The organism is Sphingobacterium sp. ML3W, assembly GCF_029542085.1.
Classification (GTDB): domain Bacteria; phylum Bacteroidota; class Bacteroidia; order Sphingobacteriales; family Sphingobacteriaceae; genus Sphingobacterium.
In genome coordinates this window covers 5,236,152-5,254,545 of record NZ_CP107036.1, presented here as the reverse complement: position 1 = coordinate 5,254,545, position 18,394 = coordinate 5,236,152, and the positions used below count along the sequence as shown (strand labels likewise).

14 protein-coding genes are annotated in these 18,394 nt (G+C 40.8%); 7 read left to right on the top strand and 7 right to left on the bottom strand.

Annotation, left to right across the window (positions count from 1 at the left end; genetic code table 11):
• Window positions 1-27: 27 nt before the first annotated feature.
• The 3 genes from OGI71_RS22110 to OGI71_RS22100 form a co-directional block, all read right to left on the bottom strand.
• Window positions 28-1,134: a DUF4369 domain-containing protein gene (locus tag OGI71_RS22110; RefSeq protein ID WP_282251980.1), complete on the bottom strand. Its 1,107-nt coding sequence runs from the start codon at window positions 1,132-1,134 to the stop codon at window positions 28-30.
• Between the two features lie 79 nt (window positions 1,135-1,213).
• A complete protein-coding gene (locus tag OGI71_RS22105) occupies window positions 1,214-3,553 on the bottom strand; it encodes a glycoside hydrolase family 95 protein (RefSeq protein WP_282251979.1) in 2,340 nt (779 codons plus the stop codon).
• Window positions 3,543-5,426 carry an alpha-L-fucosidase gene (locus tag OGI71_RS22100; protein WP_282251978.1) on the bottom strand — a complete coding sequence of 628 codons (1,884 nt, stop codon included), beginning with the start codon at window positions 5,424-5,426 and terminating at the stop codon, window positions 3,543-3,545. The genes OGI71_RS22105 and OGI71_RS22100 overlap by 11 nt, the downstream gene beginning before the upstream one ends.
• Window positions 5,427-5,843: 417 nt before the next feature.
• On the opposite strand from OGI71_RS22100, the gene OGI71_RS22095 reads away from it, so the two are divergent.
• Window positions 5,844-6,332, top strand: a complete 489-nt coding sequence (locus tag OGI71_RS22095) for an META domain-containing protein (RefSeq protein ID WP_282251977.1) — start codon at window positions 5,844-5,846, stop codon at window positions 6,330-6,332.
• A gap of 65 nt (window positions 6,333-6,397) precedes the next feature.
• On the opposite strand, the gene OGI71_RS22090 is transcribed toward OGI71_RS22095, so the two are convergent.
• Complete coding sequence (locus tag OGI71_RS22090; protein WP_282251975.1) at window positions 6,398-6,934, bottom strand: hypothetical protein; 537 nt, start codon at window positions 6,932-6,934, stop codon at window positions 6,398-6,400.
• Window positions 6,935-7,214: 280 nt separating this feature from the next.
• On the opposite strand from OGI71_RS22090, the gene OGI71_RS22085 reads away from it, so the two are divergent.
• Entirely contained in the window at window positions 7,215-8,387 is a 1,173-nt protein-coding gene (locus OGI71_RS22085; RefSeq protein ID WP_120260245.1) for an aminotransferase class I/II-fold pyridoxal phosphate-dependent enzyme, read from the top strand.
• A gap of 122 nt (window positions 8,388-8,509) precedes the next feature.
• On the opposite strand, the gene tpx is transcribed toward OGI71_RS22085, so the two are convergent.
• Window positions 8,510-9,010: a thiol peroxidase gene (gene tpx, locus OGI71_RS22080; RefSeq protein ID WP_120260246.1), complete on the bottom strand. Its 501-nt coding sequence runs from the start codon at window positions 9,008-9,010 to the stop codon at window positions 8,510-8,512.
• A 147-nt stretch (window positions 9,011-9,157) separates the two neighbouring features.
• Here tpx and OGI71_RS22075 point away from each other — a divergent pair, with 147 nt between their 5' ends.
• The 3 genes from OGI71_RS22075 to OGI71_RS22065 all read left to right on the top strand — a co-directional run bounded on the left by OGI71_RS22075 (window position 9,158) and on the right by OGI71_RS22065 (window position 12,380).
• Window positions 9,158-10,378: an outer membrane protein transport protein gene (locus tag OGI71_RS22075; protein WP_223581732.1), complete on the top strand. Its 1,221-nt coding sequence runs from the start codon at window positions 9,158-9,160 to the stop codon at window positions 10,376-10,378.
• 6 nt (window positions 10,379-10,384) lie between these two features.
• Window positions 10,385-11,740 (top strand): SGNH/GDSL hydrolase family protein, encoded by a 1,356-nt coding sequence (locus OGI71_RS22070; protein WP_282251971.1) that lies wholly within the window; start codon window positions 10,385-10,387, stop codon window positions 11,738-11,740.
• Between the two features lie 223 nt (window positions 11,741-11,963).
• Window positions 11,964-12,380: an OsmC family protein gene (locus tag OGI71_RS22065; protein ID WP_282251970.1), complete on the top strand. Its 417-nt coding sequence runs from the start codon at window positions 11,964-11,966 to the stop codon at window positions 12,378-12,380.
• A gap of 78 nt (window positions 12,381-12,458) precedes the next feature.
• Here the strand turns inward: OGI71_RS22065 and OGI71_RS22060 are convergent, their stop codons facing one another.
• A complete protein-coding gene (locus tag OGI71_RS22060; protein WP_282251969.1) occupies window positions 12,459-14,831 on the bottom strand; it encodes an outer membrane beta-barrel family protein in 2,373 nt (790 codons plus the stop codon).
• Window positions 14,832-14,944: 113 nt separating this feature from the next.
• Here OGI71_RS22060 and OGI71_RS22055 point away from each other — a divergent pair, with 113 nt between their 5' ends.
• Window positions 14,945-16,264, top strand: a complete 1,320-nt coding sequence (locus tag OGI71_RS22055; RefSeq protein ID WP_282251967.1) for a HAMP domain-containing sensor histidine kinase — start codon at window positions 14,945-14,947, stop codon at window positions 16,262-16,264.
• Between the two features lie 11 nt (window positions 16,265-16,275).
• A complete protein-coding gene (locus OGI71_RS22050; protein WP_282251966.1) occupies window positions 16,276-16,953 on the top strand; it encodes a response regulator transcription factor in 678 nt (225 codons plus the stop codon).
• A gap of 170 nt (window positions 16,954-17,123) precedes the next feature.
• Here the strand turns inward: OGI71_RS22050 and OGI71_RS22045 are convergent, their stop codons facing one another.
• Window positions 17,124-18,179, bottom strand: coding sequence for a DUF2157 domain-containing protein (locus tag OGI71_RS22045; protein WP_282251965.1), 1,056 nt, complete (start codon window positions 18,177-18,179; stop codon window positions 17,124-17,126).
• Window positions 18,180-18,394 lie beyond the last annotated feature (215 nt).

Here is an 18,394-nt window from a genome sequence, read left to right as displayed (position 1 = left end):
ATATACCATTTTTTAAGACAATAATCGTTAATTTTTAGCCAAAAACTCCTTAACCTTACCAATGAACTTCGGTAAAGTCGGATCTTCACCAGTGAGTGACAGGATTTTGAAGGTCTGTGGATTGATCCATAAATAACTTGGCGAACGGTCTATACCAAAGTCATTTTCCATTGTTGCCCGATCATTTGTATTCAAATAATAGCTATGAGGCCCCAGAACGAGGGAGTTGCTGGTTTTAATCCAGGCATCTTGATCCGCATCTAACGAAAAGTAAATAACCCGCACTCCCATTGCCTTTAACTGCGTCTCTTTTTTGCGTAGTTCAGTAACATCAGAAACACTGTATTTACTAGCGGCTTTCCAGAACGCCGCGATCAACATTTTGGCATTTGAAAATTCACTGATTTTTAGCGAGTCCCGTTGGACATTCATTGGCGTGATGGGTGGAAAGACAGGCATATTCTCGTAAAAATCTTTCACCCGGTCTACTTTCTCACGCGCAAATTTATAATAAGGGTGTTTTTGCAGGGTTGCATCGAACCGCTGTAGTGCAGTATCAAATTTTTTGAAGTTATCCGCATCGATGGAGACATATTTGAAAAAGTAAGGGAGAACTAAAGACGATTGATGTGTGCTATCAAGAATAAAATCAGCATATAAATTGCGAAGATTATAAGGTTTACCAGCCGACAATCGTTGTATTTCATCAATAGTTTTCTCGTAAGATCCATCGTTGCGTAGGGCCATCGCTGAGAGCTGCCCATTTAATCCGCCGATTCTGGCGGTCTTATTTTCTTCTTTCAATTTTTCCTCTTTTTCTCGCTGTTGATATCGTTTCGTAAACTGAACAAAATCCGTTGCATTACTGGAGGTTGTAGTCAAGGTAAAGCCGCCTTTATTTTCTTTCAGTTCATAGTCACTCCCCCCTTCCAAAAACAGGATGTAAGGCTCTCCGCCATTAATCTGAATTGCATAAAAACCAGTCATTGCCAATTCACCTTCCAAGACAAATTGCCCGTTTGTCACACTTGTTTTTGTAAACTGTTGCATTTTGTTTTCCGGATCGATGAGGATCACTGAGCTCCCCTCCGCAGCACTTGTCTGCCCAGTAATTTTATAAGCGAACGTTTTCAAAAGCTCTTCTTTTTTGGCTTTGTCTGTTTTCTGGGAACAAGCAGTTGTTCCCAGAAAAATAAATAGAAAGCAAAAATAGCTAACGGACCTTATAGTCCTTATAGATTCCGTTTTCAAATATGCGAACATTTCCTTTTTTTCCCTTTATGTTTAGCTTGACAATTTTCCCATTTTCCCAGCTCATATCCACGGTGTAATTTCCTCTGGCTTTTAGCCCTTTGATCTGTCCCTTAGACCAAGCTTTAGGTAGAGCTGGTAGCAGATGAATATAGCCATTGTGGCTTTGGATCAACATCTCTGCGATACCTGCGGCGCCGCCAAAGTTGCCATCAATCTGAAACGGTGGATGGGCACAGAATAAGTTGGGATAGGTACCGGCACCCACACCCTGATAGGTTGTTTCACTGGCAAAGGCTGGTTTCAGCAACTGACGAAGGATTTCTAGGGCATGATCACCATCCTGCAATCTTGCCCAAAACAATATTTTCCAGGCTCTTGACCAGCCTGTACCTTCATCTCCCCTGATAGCAAGCGTTTTTCGTGCAGCTTCGGCCCAAGCCGGAGTCGTTTGGGGAGAAATAAATGCTGCAGGATACAGACCATAAAGATGGGATACATGACGGTGTTTGGGTTCAACCTCCTGATAATCCTCGAGCCATTCCATTACACGTCCAGATCTACTAATCACTACTGCTGGTGGGATCTCTTTTAATTTCCCTTTCAGGCTAGCTACAAAACTATCCTTGACAGCCAAAATAGAGTCTGCTTGAATAACGGCTTGATACAGCTCGCGTACAATCTGATTGTCGATTGTGGGACCCATCACCACCGCTGCGACCTTTCCATTGGGCATCCGAAACGCATTTTCTGGTGATACTGATGGTGAAGTAACCCACCATCCTGTTTTGGGATCTTGCACCAATGTATGGTTGTAGAATTCTGCAGCACCCTTGAGTATCGGATAGATTTCTTTCAGATACCCCTGGTCTCCTGTAAAAAGATAATGTTCCCACAGGTGATTGCACAACCAACCGGAGGCTGTACTTGCCCCCCAGGAAGCCTGTTCACCCGGAGCTGAATATCCCCAGATATTGGTCATCATATAAACAACCCATCCAGGTGCGTTATAATAGGCTTTTGCAGTTTGCTCTCCTGTTTTTGCGATCCGTTTTATCAGTTCGATAAAAGGTTGATGATATTCACTTAGATTGTTTACCTCCACCCCCCAGTGATTCATCTGCGCATTGATATTTAGATGATAATCACCATTCCAAGGCGTTTGGATCTGATTGGCCCATAATCCCTGTAAGTTTGGCGGAAGCGCATTTGTATTTTTCGGCGCTGAACTTGAAATATTCAAATAACGACCATACTGATAATAAATCGTTGCCAAATCTGGATCCTGTGTTGGGTCTTTATAAAAATTAGCAATCCGTTCATTGGTTGGAACATTTGCATTTGAGCGATTTCCAAAAAGGTTAAGCTCCACCCGGTTAAAAATCCGTTGATAGGAATCCACATGATTGTTATACATTTTGGCTGCATTGGACGACTGTACGGCTGCAATAGTCGTTTTGGTAGTTGCCAGTGGATCCTCTCCATAATAAGATGTGCTCGCCGTGAGATAGATCGACAGGTTTCCTGCCGCCGAAACTTCCAGTACCTGATCTTTTCTGTTGACCTGAAGATTTTTACCATGTACTTTCAATAACCCGACAAATTTCAGGTTCTTGCCCCCTTTACCATCCGGCAGCGACCCTTCGATCAAAATACCATCATCCAACAGGCTGTAGCGGTCTATATTCTCCTTCCGCTCAAAAGAAATACCGACCGTCTGTCTGGCATCGCTATTCTGATTTAATTGAATAACACCGACATTCTTGTCAAAGGAGGTGTAGTAAGTACGTTGAATTTTTGTGTTTCCGGCACGAAAAGAAGTCTGTGCTGTCGCCGTGGCCAGATCCAAGGATCTTGTATAGTCTTCAATAGAAGAAGATGGCAGTTGATATTGCAAAAGTAGATCTCCGAGTAACTGATAACAGCCAAAAGGAACATTAGCGCCATTCCCAAAGCCTGAACCTTTGCCATTGGTGACAAAAGTTTCATTGACCAATTTTTCGGCTTCATCATTTTTACCCGCTTTCAATAAATCCTGAATGGCATTGACATTTTTGTGCGCGTCATAGTTATTAGGATCCTCTGGACTTCCAGACCACATACTAATCTCATTCAGTACAATTTTTTCCTTCGTTGGATTTCCATCAGGCATCATACCAATTAGTCCATTGCCCAGCGGTAAAGTTTCTTCCCAGATTTTGGCAGGCTTATTATACCAAAGACGGAGTGGGTTTTGTTGCGCAAACAAAAGCGTGGTCTGACAGATGCAGACCACGAAAAGTATTAAAATTCTATTTACCATAAAGTTCAAGCTCAGCAATTGTCAGCTCATTCCCTTCAATAAATTGCGTTGGTTCAAATTTGATAAACTTGGTATTATTGCTTGTTTCAAAAAATACCTGCTGCAAGATTGGATTTGCTTTGATATTGGAGAATTCGCCTTCTTTGACGCTTATCCATTTTTTACCATCTACACTGGTTGAGATTTTGTATTTCGTCGGGATACCGCCGGTCTTTTTATCCTGACGCGGCAGGAAACCAATACCCGAGGTTTGGCCATTTGTTTCAATAACCAAGACTCCTTGGTCACTTACAGTTGCAAAGGTATTTGGATTACCATCGCTCATGTACACCGTATTGTTCGATGCTCCGGTTTTTAATTTAAAGCCCGTTTGTTTTTTAAGCTCTTTTGTATCGAAGGCAAAAGATTCATTATATTCCTTGAACAGGCCAAAATCACTTAAGGTAATTGCTACCGGAGCATAAATATGTAACCGTAAGCGTGCCGTTGTCGTTGGTTGTTCAAGTTTTATCAAGCGATTCGCACCAATACTAGTTGCTTTAGCCAAGGGTTTCCAGGTGTTGTCACGCCATTGTTCCACAACAACGCTGTCAATCCGTTGTCCCAATTTAATGTTTTCACGCAATTGAATAAGATCAAATGTCGCCGCTGACTTTAGCTTAATTTCAAGTGTAGCCGAAGTTTTTGTATCATCGGTAGCCCAATAGCTATAGCGGTCATTATCCGTAATCAACGATGTCGCATATGTTTTGGTATCAGCATTACGTGTATTTGAGGCTGTGATGGTTGCACCTTTTGCCAGATTGGTATGGAAAGTTTCTTTAATTTTTTTACCAAAAGCCTTTAGGGATTTCACATCATTTTCATGAAGTGTACCTGAAGGCATTGGTGCTAGACCAAGATTCATACTGGCACCTCGACCAACCGATTTCAGATAGATTTCAAACAGTTGATTGGGTGTTTTTACACGGCTATTCTGTTCCTCATGATAAAACCATCCCGGACGTTGGGGAACATCACATTCTGCGGGAATCCAATACTTTCCGTTCCGGTCTCCCGATTCTGCATTATGCGATTCGGTTGCTCCAGGTACTGCTACTTTTCCATTTAGCCCTATTGGTGTAAATGTCGCCCAAGAGGTTTCGGCAGCAAAACCATGTTCATTACCTACCCAGCGCATATCGGGACCAATATCCGAGAAAATCACCGCATTAGGTTGAAGTTTACGTACGATAGGCCATGTTTTCTCATGCCATTCATAATAAGTTGTTCGGTCAATGATCCGTTTCCCCTCATGTCCACCGTAATAACCATCACCTCCATTGGCACCATCGTGCCAAGAGGTAAACAAGGGGCCATAATTGCTCATCAATTCGGTCAGTTGCTGTCTATAGGCATTGGCATAAGCTGGTGTACCATAATGTTCATCGTGACGGTCCCACGCAGATAAATATACACCGAACTTCATTCCATTACGATGTGTCGCTTCCATAAATTCCTTTACCATATCGCCTTTTCCATTTTTCCATGGAGAGGAGCCAATACTGTAGGAGGTTGTTTTGGTTGGCCATAAACAAAATCCATCATGATGTTTGGCAACACTGATCAGGCCTCTGAAACCTCCATCTGCCGCTGCTTTGGCAATCTGATTTGCATTAAATGCCGAAGGATTAAACAAAGCAGGCTGCGCATCACCATAACCCCATTCTTTATTTTGGAAAGTCGTTGGCGTATAATGGATCAAGCAGTAGGTCTCCATCTCCTGCCATTTTAATTGGCGTTCGGTTGGCAAAGCTCCATAAGGTTTTAACGTATCTGGTTTAGCTACCGTACCGCTGGAAAGTAAGATGGAGGATAACAAGATTGTGAACATATTCTTTATTATAAGTACTAGAAAATTAGGTTGTAAAGCCCTAATATAAGAAGTTTTATAAAATTATCTATGTAACATTTGCGTACGGAAATAGGGTGGGAAAATCCAAAAATGTATTCTAGTCGTCGATAATTAGCCTTATTTAATCAAATCAATCGATTGATCTAAAACATTTCGGTGAAATAGCAAAATAGTTTCTTGGGGTTTTGTTGCTGTTCTTTTTTTAGTATGATTAAACCAAAACGAACTTATTTACCTGTTGGAGTGCAAACAAAAAACACAAATTTGTTATTAATAGAGGATAAAGAAGTTAGCTGTACTATAATCGGTGATTGGATGCTATTGGGACAAGATTGGCATGATAATTATAAGTTGTAGTGCAGAAAAAGGAATGTTTATATATTATTAGAAATTATTATGAAAGTAAATTTAATGATTTTAGCAGTTGCATTGGCATTTTCAACTGTTGCATGTAACACAACAGGAAAAAAATCTGAAGCAACAGGAGCTGGCGATACCGCAACTACAGTGCAAAAACCAAGTGTAGTGGATAACGCATCTTTGGAAGGAACATGGGAGCTTAAGTCTATTACCACACCAGAGACAGCAGGAAAAGCACTGAAGGAATTGTATAAGGACAAAATCCCAACATTAACTTTCACAAGCAAAGACCACAAAGTAGAAGGTAACAACGGTTGTAATGGTATCGGTGGTACTTACGAAAGTGAAAAAGGCAATTCCATTAAGATCGGTGATAAATTGGTATCTACGATGATGCACTGTGAAAATGCGGCTTACAATGAATTTATGAATGGCTTAAAATCTACGACAAACTTTGACATTAGAGATAATGAGTTAACATTTATCTCTGGCGATATTGTCGTGATGCAATTTGTAAAAAAATAAGGAAATACTCAATTTAAATAAAAGGGGCCGATATAGTTATCGGCCTCTTTTATTTAAGTTCGTCATTAATTGAAAAGCTTAGCATCCCATCTTCTTTCCCCAGATGGGCTTCGATTCCCTGCCTCATCAACATACAATCTATTCATTTCCATATAATTGTTTATCGAGAGCGCTCTTGGCAAAAAGTCTTCTAACATCAAAAGCCCCCTTAATTTATTTGGTTTCTGATCATAATTAGTAAATATCTCAATTATTTTAGAAGTACTATATGGGTATTCATACACAATGCTATCTAAATTTTTGCTCGCATTAAAATAGAACGTTTTCTCAAGGGGTAATCGATCACCTAAATAGCAATATTCTTTTTTCAATAGGTTGTTCTCATATTCATATTTATATATGCTAATGGATTGATTTCCTCGGTTTATTCTTCTTTCGGTGATCAGTTTATTGTGATAACGTAACTCATGCCTTTCATCAAATGAGACTCCCTTATCGGAGCTCTTTTTTTCCAATTTAACCCGATCCCCAATAACGTTGATATCCCAATAGATAATATCGGTAAAATGATAGCTCAATCCGGTTGCTGTGGGAATCGTCAAAAAGCCTCCAGTAATTCGAGAAAGTTGGTGGTCTTTGTATGCCAGTTTTAGCTTATTATCAAACGGATAAAAATTATAGTTAGATAGAAAATCAGGGCTCAACAAGAACACAGGTATTTCTTTGAGGCCCTGATCAGAGAGTAATTCTTTATCTTTTGAACAGGAAAAACAAAGGAATAAAATTCCATGGAAAAAAAATAGCTAGATTTTTTTCATAAAATGGGTCATTTCATTGGTAATTATACGAATATAAAAATTTCATCTCGTAACTTTACACATCATGAAAAAAGATCAATCTAAAATCATACGTGAACAGGTCGATCGTTCAGCACTTCGCGAACATTCGACTCCTTTATACCTCACATCAAGTTTTATCTTCGACAGCGCTGAACAAGGTCGGGCGGTCTTTGCTGGAGAAGAGGATGCAATGATTTATTCTCGCTATGCAAACCCGAATACTTCCGAGTTCATCAACAAGGTTTGTATTATGGAAGGTGCTGAATCGGGCTTATCTTTCGCATCTGGTATGGCTGCAGTATTTGCATCCTTTGCTGCAATTATCGAAAGTGGAGACCATATTGTTTCTTCACGCGCGATATTTGGTTCTACCCATCAGTTATTTACAGAACTTTTTCCGCGTTGGGGTGTTACCACAACTTATGTAGACGCGGCTAATCCTGAGGAATGGGAAAAGGCTATACAGCCAAATACGAAAATTATATTTTTGGAATCACCGTCCAATCCCGGATTGGAATTGGTTGATTTAGAATGGTTGGGCAAGTTCAAAGAAAAATATCCAAATATTATTCTTTCGATCGACAACTGTTTTGCGACGCCATATCTTCAGAAACCAATTCAGTATGGATTTGACTTGGTCATCCATTCAGCGACTAAATACATGGATGGACAGGGACGTGTTTTGGGTGGTATTGTCGTTGGAAAACAGGAATTGATAGACAAATTGATGTTCTTTATCCGTCACACAGGCCCCGCATTGTCACCATTTAATGCCTGGATTATTTCCAAAAGTCTGGACACCCTAGGTATCCGTATGGATCGCCATTGTTCCAATGCACTCGCACTGGCACAAGCGTTAGAAAATCATCCGGAGATCGAAGATGTAAAATATCCTTTTCTACCAAGCCATCCACAATATGAGCTAGCTAAGAAGCAGATGAAAGCAGGCGGTGGCATTGTTACACTGGTTGTCAAGGGTGGTTTTGAACGTGCAAAAGCTTTTGTTGACCAATTGGAAATGATTTTATACACATCCAACTTAGGTGATTCCAGATCAATCGCTACGCATCCAGCATCCACGACACACTCCAAGCTGTCTGAGGACGAACGACTGAACTTAGGTATACAACCGGGCAGTATTCGATTGTCGGTTGGATTAGAAGATCAGGAAGATATTATCAACGATATCTTACAAGCCCTAGAGAAGACAAAATAAATACTAAAAAAGCGTGCTTAGCACGCTTTTTTAGTATTTAGTATTGAGATATGAGATGCTGGTTTTATAAGCCTTTCGGCTGATAGTTCTGCCTTCTTTATCCTCGTACTACTCATGATTTCCTAGTTCAACGAAGCAATCGCTGCAGCATAGTTTGGTTCGTCAGCGATTTCGGCAACTTGCTCTTCGTACAAGACTTTACCATTCTCGTCCAAAGTAATCACAACTCGGCTCAATAGACCTGCTAATGGTCCATCGGCGATTGCCAATTGATAAGCATCAGAGAAATTCGCATCTTTATATTCTGATAATGTCACCACATTGCTCAAGCCTTCGGCTGCGCAAAAACGACCTTGTGCAAATGGCAAATCTTTTGATATACATAATACAACCGTATTGTCCAATTGAGATGCTTCTTTGTTAAACGCACGTACAGATGCCGCACAAGTTCCAGTATCCACACTAGGAAAAATATTTAACACAATTTTTTTCCCTTTGAAGTCTGCGAGTGACTTATCTGAAAGATCTCCTGCAGTTAATTTAAAATCAGGCGCTTGCTCACCAACTTGTGGTAAATTGCCTTTTGTGTTCACTGGATTGCCCTTAAAAGTGATTGTAGCCATAAAATATGATCGTTTAATTTTTAGTTTCCTTGCTCTTAAAGGTACGAGCAAAAAAAATATTACACAACATTTATTAATATTAGCCAAACATTTATTATGTTAGCATTGTATTTTAAAGAGGAATGTTAACCAACAATAAACACTAGTATGAAGAAATTATTATTCTCAATACTTTGTGCATCACCATCACTGCTCTTTGCACAAGGGTCTCAAGTGAATACGCAAGGCGTACGAGCATTAGGTATGGCTGGTGCTGGATCTGCACTATTCACAGACGAAACAAGTATATTCTACAATCCGGGAGGTTTAGCAAAAATGGACCATAATGCGGTATCAGCAGGGATATCTACGGTAATGTATCGATCAGCCTTCAAAGAATCAGGAAGCAATCAAGTCTACAACACACGCTCGCAAGTTACCCCACCATTTTCTGTCTTTGCTACATTTGGCCCTGACAATGCACGTTGGAAAGCTGGTCTAGGTGTTTATACACCCTACGGTGGAGCAGTGGATTGGGGAGACAGTTGGCCTGGAAAATACGAACTCAACCACCTCAAGTTGCGCGCGATTTACATACAGCCTACCATTAGTTATAAACTTACCGATAACTTAAGTGTAGGTGCCGGATTCGTGTACAACATCGGTATGGTCGATCTAGCGCGGTCATTACCCTTGTTTTTACCTGACGGATCTTCTGCAAGTGCTAAATTAACTGGTACCGGTACTGGTATAGGCTACAACGTTGGTGCCCATTACAACTTTGACAACAACGTCGCGATCTCCCTATCTTACCGATCGAAAGTCGTTACCAAACTAAAAAAAGGGGATGCTGATTTTACGGTACCTGATGCTGTTGCAGCTTCGTTTCCCGACACCAAATTCAGTGCAGAGCTTCCTTTACCGGCATCACTTAACCTAGGCATTTCGGTCCCAGTTAGTGACAAAGTAGATGTTGTTGCCGATGGAACTTTTATCCAATATAATATTTATAAAAAGTTAGTATTTGATTATGCAGACAATACACCGCTGCTACAAGATACTGAGCAGATAAAAAATTATAAGAATGCATTTTCAGGGAAAATTGGTGTGAATTATAAAGCCTGCGAGCATTTGGCTGTACGTGCCGGAGTAGGTTATGTAAAAACACCGGTTGACAAAGACCATGTTTATGCGGAGACACCGGACAACGACCGTATCATGGGGGCACTGGGATTGTCTTATGCAATTAACGACAAATTCAGCCTGCACGCAGCTTATGTTTTACAAAAATTGAAAGAGCGTACTGTAGTAAGCCCCGCAACACAAATTGAGGGTGCTTACAAGACTAACATTCATGCCCCTTCAATTTCATTCACCTATAAATGGTAATAGATTATGAAAAGATTTCAAAAAAATATTAAGCTTTATATTGGTTTTGCGGCGATAGCATTGGCTGCGTCCTGTAAACCGTCTATCGACCTTGACACCAAAGGTGGAAACCCCGAAAATGTAGATTTCAGCAAGTATATAGCTGTCGGTAACTCACTAACTTCTGGATACGCCAATAGTGGGCTCAGTCTCAAGGGTCAGGAACAATCTTTCCCGAATATGCTTGCTCAAGAAATGAAAAAAGTAGGCGGAGGAGAGTTTTTGCAACCTTATTTTCCTGCGGAAAACTATAATGGTAGTGGGTTCTTATATTTAAAAGCACTGGTGAACGGTCAACCGCAATTGGGTACAGTTACTGACCACCTGGCCATCCGTGGACAAACGGAAGACAAAAAGCCGCTTTACATCAAGTACACTGGTCCCATCAATAATCTGGGCGTACCGGGAATGCGTTTGGATATGGCATTTGCGCCAGGAATAGGTACCACAAAAGGGAATCCTTATTTTGAGCGATTGCTACCCGACAATGCGCCAGTCACCACAACTTATGTAGATTATGCAACGACTAAAGACCATACCTTCTTTTCCTTCTCATTAGGAAATAATGATGTATTGGGCTATGCAACAAATGGTGCCGTAACTACTGATGCCACAAACACCTTGATTTCTGAACAGGACTTTGCGAGGTTTTATACCGGCTTTATCACCAAATTGACCAGCAAAGAACAAAAAGGAGTTGTTGCCACCATTCCTGATGTGACGGCCGTTCCTTACTTCACAACAGTGACACGCCAGGCATTATTGGCTGCAGCGAATGCGGCATTAAAAGCGCAAGATCCCAATGCCGCACCACTCACGGATATCTACATTAAAACAAAGACAATCCCACGTGCAGCAACGGATAAAGACATGTTTATTCTACCATTTTCTTCGGCTGGCTTATTGGGCAGACGAGATCTCAAAGACCCTGTAACTGGCGTTGTCAATCCGGCTCCTTACGGTCTACATCCAGCAAATCCTGTTGGTGACAATTTTGTCTTGGATGAGGCTGAGGCAAAAATGGTCCAAGATCGTATCGTCGCGCTAAACACAACGATCAAACAAATTGCGGACAGCAAAAAACTTGCAGTAGCGGATATCTACAGCTTCTTGAACAAAGTAAAATCGGGCTATCAGATTAACGGTATCGCCATCAGCAATAAATATATTACTGGAAACATCTTTTCATTGGATGGAGTTCACTTAACACCTATGGGCTATGCCATTATGGCCAATGTTTTTGTTGATGCGATCAATGCAAAATATAGCACCAAATTAGGGAAAGTAAATATCAGCCAGTATGGTGGAGTTGCCTTACCTTAGTGCTATAAATTAGCCAAAAGGATAACAAAAAAAGGTCATTTGAATTGAACATTCAGATGACCTTTTTTTGTTAAACAATGCTTATTTTTGTTTAACATTCATCCGTCTCAAAAGCTACCCCAGACAAATCTGCATAAGATGAGAATGGTACAGTGGAAGTCATTATTGATGGCCGCGTGGATGTGTTAACAGACAAATACAATACGCGTAAATAATTATTCTTATGAAAATCAAATTAAACCGTGTCAACCAAGCTGTGCATTTCGAAGCCAGCAGTGAATTATCTTCCGTCAAAGTGAATATCGATGGTTCTGAAGCGATCGGTGGTGAAGGAAAAGGTGTTCGCCCCATGGAGTTGGTATTGATGGCATTGGGTTCTTGCAGCGTTTTTGACCTACATAGTATCCTGGTAAAACAGCGTCAACAAATTGATGATGTCCAAGTGGAAGTAGAAGGAAAGCGCCGTGAAGAAGTGCCCCAAGTGTTTACGGATATTCATATCAACTTTTTCCTCAAAGGGGAAATTGATGAAGTGAAGGCGACGAAAGCAGCCGAGCTAGCTGTGAAAAAATATTGTTCAGTACATGATATGCTTGCAGCGGGTGGTATCAACATCACTTATTCGCTAAAAATAAACTAAATTTCAGTATGTCTGTCCTTCCTATTTCAAACGAATCTGAAATAGGAAGGACAGCCCCGCTATTTAAAGAATAGCGGGCTAAAGTCTTGATTGCTCTTCGGTCTTATTCGGTTGGTTGCTGCTCTTGACCTTTTGGTTCCCAAAGTGATACCGCAACGTCACATTTACCTTTCTTGTATCCCGATAATCATCAAAATAATTGTTCTGATCAGCATATTTTGACGATATCCTCATTTTCTCTGTCCTAAAAATATCCATAAATGCAAGGTTGACTTCCAGTCGCTTATTAAAAAACTTTCGGTTGGTCATCACGTAGGTACTGGAGTAGCCTGTAATCCGGAATGGTCCCTGAATAGTCGGTGAGGTAAACGTATTGCCGAGTTCCAGATTCCAACCCGCATTTTTGTCCAAGACATAGTTTGAACTTATGTTGCCATTACCGATATAAACATCGTTCTTATGTAGCACCGCATCGGCCCCCATAAAATAATTCTCATTGTACATTCCTTCCAGTTGAAGATTTAATCCCCAACGGGAGGTCAATTGAAAGCTCTTCCCCAAATCTATACCTGCCCCTTGCCCTTTCTTAATATTGGTATATTGAAAGATCAGCTGGTGATTGACGTTGTCCTGCAAAGCAATTTCCATATTAGGCCATTTTTCAAAACGATAAAATAGATCCACATTCCAATTGTTCTTTGTCCAGGTCAGATTGAGATTATGCACAATCGTGGCCCTCAAGCGGGGATCTCCCTGGAAATATGAAAACAGGTTATAATAGGATTTCGCCGGATTAAGCCATGAATAAGCGGGACGGCTGATGCGTTTACCATAGGAAAATCCGAATTGTTGCTGATCCGAGAGCGCATATTGCATGTAGAAAGTGGGAAACAACACAAAATAATCCTTCTTATTAATGTCCTCCGGTTCTGAAACCCGTCCTTCTAGGTCGGTATACTCCCCTCTTAACCCCGCCTTCCAGCTCCATTTCTTCCAGCTATAGTTAAACGATGTGTATAAGGCGGCATTACGCTCTTTATAATCAAACAGGCTACTCTTGTCGGGCCGATATTGCAGGGTACCTGATTCATCGTCCGAAAATATTAAGTCACTTGTTGTTTTTACAGCACTAAACTTTCCACCGAACTCGACCTCTAGCTCTTTTATCTTTCCCGTAATGTCCATTTGTGTGGATAAAAGTCGGTTTTCGCTCTCGTTATTGCTAATAAAACGCGTACTTGATGGTTTTTCCCCTTTAAAATTCAATGCCGTCAAAACATCTTGATCGTTGGTAGCATTGCTGGACGTAAAATAAGAAGACCAATTGATACTCCATTTGGAGCTGAGTTTCTTGCTTACCTGAAGGTAAAGATTGTTGTTTTTATTGGACCGTTCATGATCATTTGTTGTAAAATAGCTGGATTCTTGCACACGGTCTTTATTATAGATTGCTGTAGGTACCTCATAGACCCCGTAGGACCTCGGCCCATAATAACCCGTTAAGCCCATATTGACCGACCATGTTGTGTCTGGTGTATATTCCATCGAAAGCACATAACTATTTTGGCTATTATTGGTATCGAAACGATCCATCGTGCCTTCCCATGAGGTCTGTTCTTTCGGGTAATACACGTAGTTTGTTTCATAACGTGCATAGGTACCACGCCCAAAATTGTATGTCGCCCGTAGATTGAATTTTTCATTCTTGTAATACTGTGTCAGTCCAAACAACTGTTTCCAGGTCGTGCTTTTTTCCGCCAACCCCACTAACGTACCCCGATACCCATATAAGGTAGATTTGGAAAGCTTGATATTGATGATTGTACTTCCCTCCGCTTCATATTTTGCAGGGGGATTGGTAATCACCTCGATGGACTGGACATCGTTGCCAGCGGTATTCTCCAGATAGGTTTTCAGCTCCTCGCCACTGAGCAGAATCTTGTGGTCATTGATCAGCACCATAATCTTTTTACTTCCCCGAACCATTAAGTCCGAGCCATTAGCCATCACCAAAGGTGTACGTTTAAGGATATCCCAGGTATTGAGTGCAGAGAGATTACTATGCTGTACGTTAAATTCTAGGCGATCCAACTTGCGGATCAATCGAGGCTGCCGGCCTACAACATTAACTTCCTCAAGCTCTTTCGCTTTAGGAAGAAGTGTCACGATCAACGGACTTTTTATGGTATCGCTGTAAAAAAATAATTCCTTCGTGCCAAAATTCAAATGTGATGCTTTGAGATAGTATTTCGTATGCTGTTTCAATGTTAATTCAAACTTTCCGGAAAGATCAGTCTTCATTTCTCTAATTTGTTGATAAGTACTATCCAATAACACAATAGATACATCAGCCAGTTGCTCGCTATTTCCCTTTTGAATCTGTCCCGCTACTTGTCTAGTCTGTGCTGTGGAAAGCAAAGGAGCTAAGAGCAAAAATAATAATCCTTTCATATTTCGGTATTTAATGCTCCAAAATTGTCCATTACCTCCGCTAAATATGGTTAATGAAGAGTTAATGCTGCGTTAAGGTGTATGATGTTGCTAGTAAGCAATTATATTTGTATATGGAATTGAAACCTAAAAATTATATCATCCTTTTCACCCTATTTTTTGCCATCCTCATTGGCATACAAGGTTATCAATTGTACAATACCTATCGGCTCAAACAACGTGAAGTATTCGCTGATGTCAAAAAGAACCTGGACAGATTAGAAGACTCCGATTCTATTTTTGACAACAACTTATTAAGCAAGGATATCGCCCGTGATTATTACATTAAACTGGTTAAAAAGGAGATCACGGCAGAAGGTCTAAAAAATTTATATAAAACACATGCGCAGAAAACATCCCTGGAGCTAACAAAATATGTCGACAGTATATTCCGGCCACTGGGTATGCATGTGATCCTCCGACAGGAAATATTGGGTATTTATTATAAGGATGTAGCAACCCCATTGGTTAATGGACCCATCACCGTGTATACCACAAAGGGCACTTTTCACAACCCTACGGAATTATCAAGCAGCAAATGGCTTACAGAGAAAACTGAAACAAACAAAGTTCAGGATAGCGTCCAGAGCAGAGAAATCTTATATGTTTTTTCTGTTCCGCGAAAGACGTCTTTTGAAGTGGTCAATCTGCGCTGGATTTTGTTCAGGGAGCTGACTTCGCTATTACTGAGCACTTTATTGATTCTTGCAGCATTTATCTGGCTGTTTTATCGAACCATCACTAATCTCCGAAAACAAGACAAACAGATCGCTGTCTTGCACGATGTGGTGGACAATATCTCGCACGAGCTAAAAACGCCTATCGCTACCCTTAAAATTGCGGCTAAAACACTCCGAAAATCTCCGGATGACACGATCATAGCGGTTATTGAACGCCAGGTTAACCGCTTGGAACAGACACTAGATCCGCTGAATGAGCACCAAACGACGACGAGTTTAGCCCCCATAACTCCGGATGAACTAGCGAGTATTTTTAGTGATTTTCAGCTGTGCAATCCAACGGTCAAACTCATTGTTGCGCCAAGCTCCAACATGCAGATTTGCCTTAATCCTCTAGATGCAGCGACATTATTTTCAAACCTGATGAATAACGCGGCCAAATACGGTGCTACACAACTGAATATCCGTTTTGAAGAGCAGAAAAACCAGCTATCCATTCAGGTCAGCGATAATGGACAAGGAATGGAAGAAAGCGAATTGCCTTATATTTTTGAAAAGTTTTACCGTATCCAAAAAAATAATATCCATGACACGAAGGGTTTAGGAATCGGTCTATTTTTGGTTAAGAATATCATCAAAAAATATGCGGGCGATATCAGCGTGATGAGTAAATTGCAGCAAGGAACAACTTTTGTGGTGCTATTGCCGCGCTAATTTATCGGGTTATGAAGAATAAACTATTGTTGGTAGAAGATGATCCGGATTTCGGATTCATGCTGAAACAATACCTCGAGCTGTCGGACTTTCAGGTGGAATGGATTTTACAGCCGAATGATCTTATAGCAGACTTTCAGCAGCTTGTGGGATATGATTTAATTATTTTGGATGTGATGCTCCCCCAGGTGAGCGGCTTTACACTGGCCAAAGAGATCAATACACTTTTCCCATCACTTCCTTTTATCTTTTTAACGGCCAAAGAACAGAAGATCGATAAGTTGACCGGTTTAAAAATCGGTGCCGACGATTATATTACCAAACCCTGTGATCCTGAAGAATTGTTACTTCGTATACAGAATATACTAAAACGCAATCAAAAACATGTATCCGCAGGTTCCATTCCAATTGGTTCGTACCTATTTTTTCCCGACCAACTGTTGCTGAGTCATGCTTTGGAACAATATAGGCTCACCGAGCGGGAAGCACAATTACTTTTGTTCCTTTGCCAGCACAATGGTCAGCTCGTGACACGGGAAGATATCCTTGAAAAGGTATGGGGGAGCGCTGATTTTTTTACCGGCAGGAGCATGGACGTTTTTATCACCCGCATACGAAAATACCTAAGTCATGACCCGAATCTGAGCATCAGTTCGAATCGAGGCGTAGGGTTTACGGTTCATTTCTGAAACTTACACCAGAGGTTGTTTATCCTGCATTCGGGTTGCTATATGGATTCAATCTTTTCTACAGCGCGTTTAAGACATTCAAATAAAATCGGTTTAAGAAAAAAATCCACAGCATCGTTTTCATAACGCTTCCGTTTCGCGATACCATCTATTGGAGGATTCAATTGTTATTACCTTTCGAGCTCCTCTTTTCGTCTATTCCATAATTTCTCTGCCCAACGTCCGACAAACCAAAAGGAAACTGCCAGGATCAAGAAAAATACGGCTCTGTTGATATTATCCCATAGATACTCCACATAGCGTGTATAGATATTCAGCACCAAAAATACAAAGCCTACCTCACGGGTGACATTATCTTTTGCTTTTAACCCATAAATAACGAGAAAAGCGGACACCGCAGTTGATAAAATACCCCAATAAAACATATGGTATTGACGTACGGTGGTCCATTCATAAAAATCCGAATAGTTACCGAAAATGGACAGTGTCCATAAGGAAACCATAAGGTAAATCAATCCAATGATATAACTGACCGGCTGAAAGATCTGCAAGCGTTCAAAACGTGGTTGCAGCCAAACCGCAGCTGCTGTGATCATTGCACCGAAAATAGTAAAGCGTAGCGGATAATTCATTCCCCAGAATTTAAATCCCCAGTTGCTATGATAGGCTGTCTCGGTGGCGAACCAAACGCCAAGGGCCAAAAGCATAAAGGTCCAGATCAGCTTGCTATCGAGCTTTACCGCAAGAATACCATAGATCGCAACGGACAATAAAAATAAAAGCGAATAATGCATGGTATCTTTATCCAATACCTTACCCATAAACCCGATGCAGGCTGCCGTTCCGAATACTCCGATCAACATCATGGTCTCTGTGGAAAGATTCTTATAGGGATAACGCTTTTTATAACGAAACCCCAGCGTATAGAACAGCACAGCGACCGCAGCAAAAAAGAAGCAGAATAAAATGTTGGGCGCTTCATAAAGAGTATCCACAAAAGCCAGGAAAGAAGCGTCTGTAAATAGCGAGAAAACAGCGAACACCAAAGAGGCCAAGGCGATCCAAAAAGCATAACGCGCCAGTTGCCCCCAATCAAAACTTTTAACATCGAGGCTATCCATCAGTTCACTGGCTTTTTGTTCATCCAATAGATTCTCCTTTTTCCAAAATTGGACAATATCTTCGATGGATTGTTTTTCCTGTTTGCTGACGTCGTATTTTCGCATTATTGTTGTATTGAGTATTGAGCATTGCGACCTTAGTTGAAACATACCTTTGGTTTACAAACTCGTTGAATTGGTTTTTTAATTTTAACGTTTTATTTTCTAGACACTTTCTGTATAAACTTACAGCTTACAAGGTTGTCATAACGATCTAAATCGATCACAAGATAACAATAACCTTCGTAACTTTCCTAAATCATTACAGCATCACAAGAGCT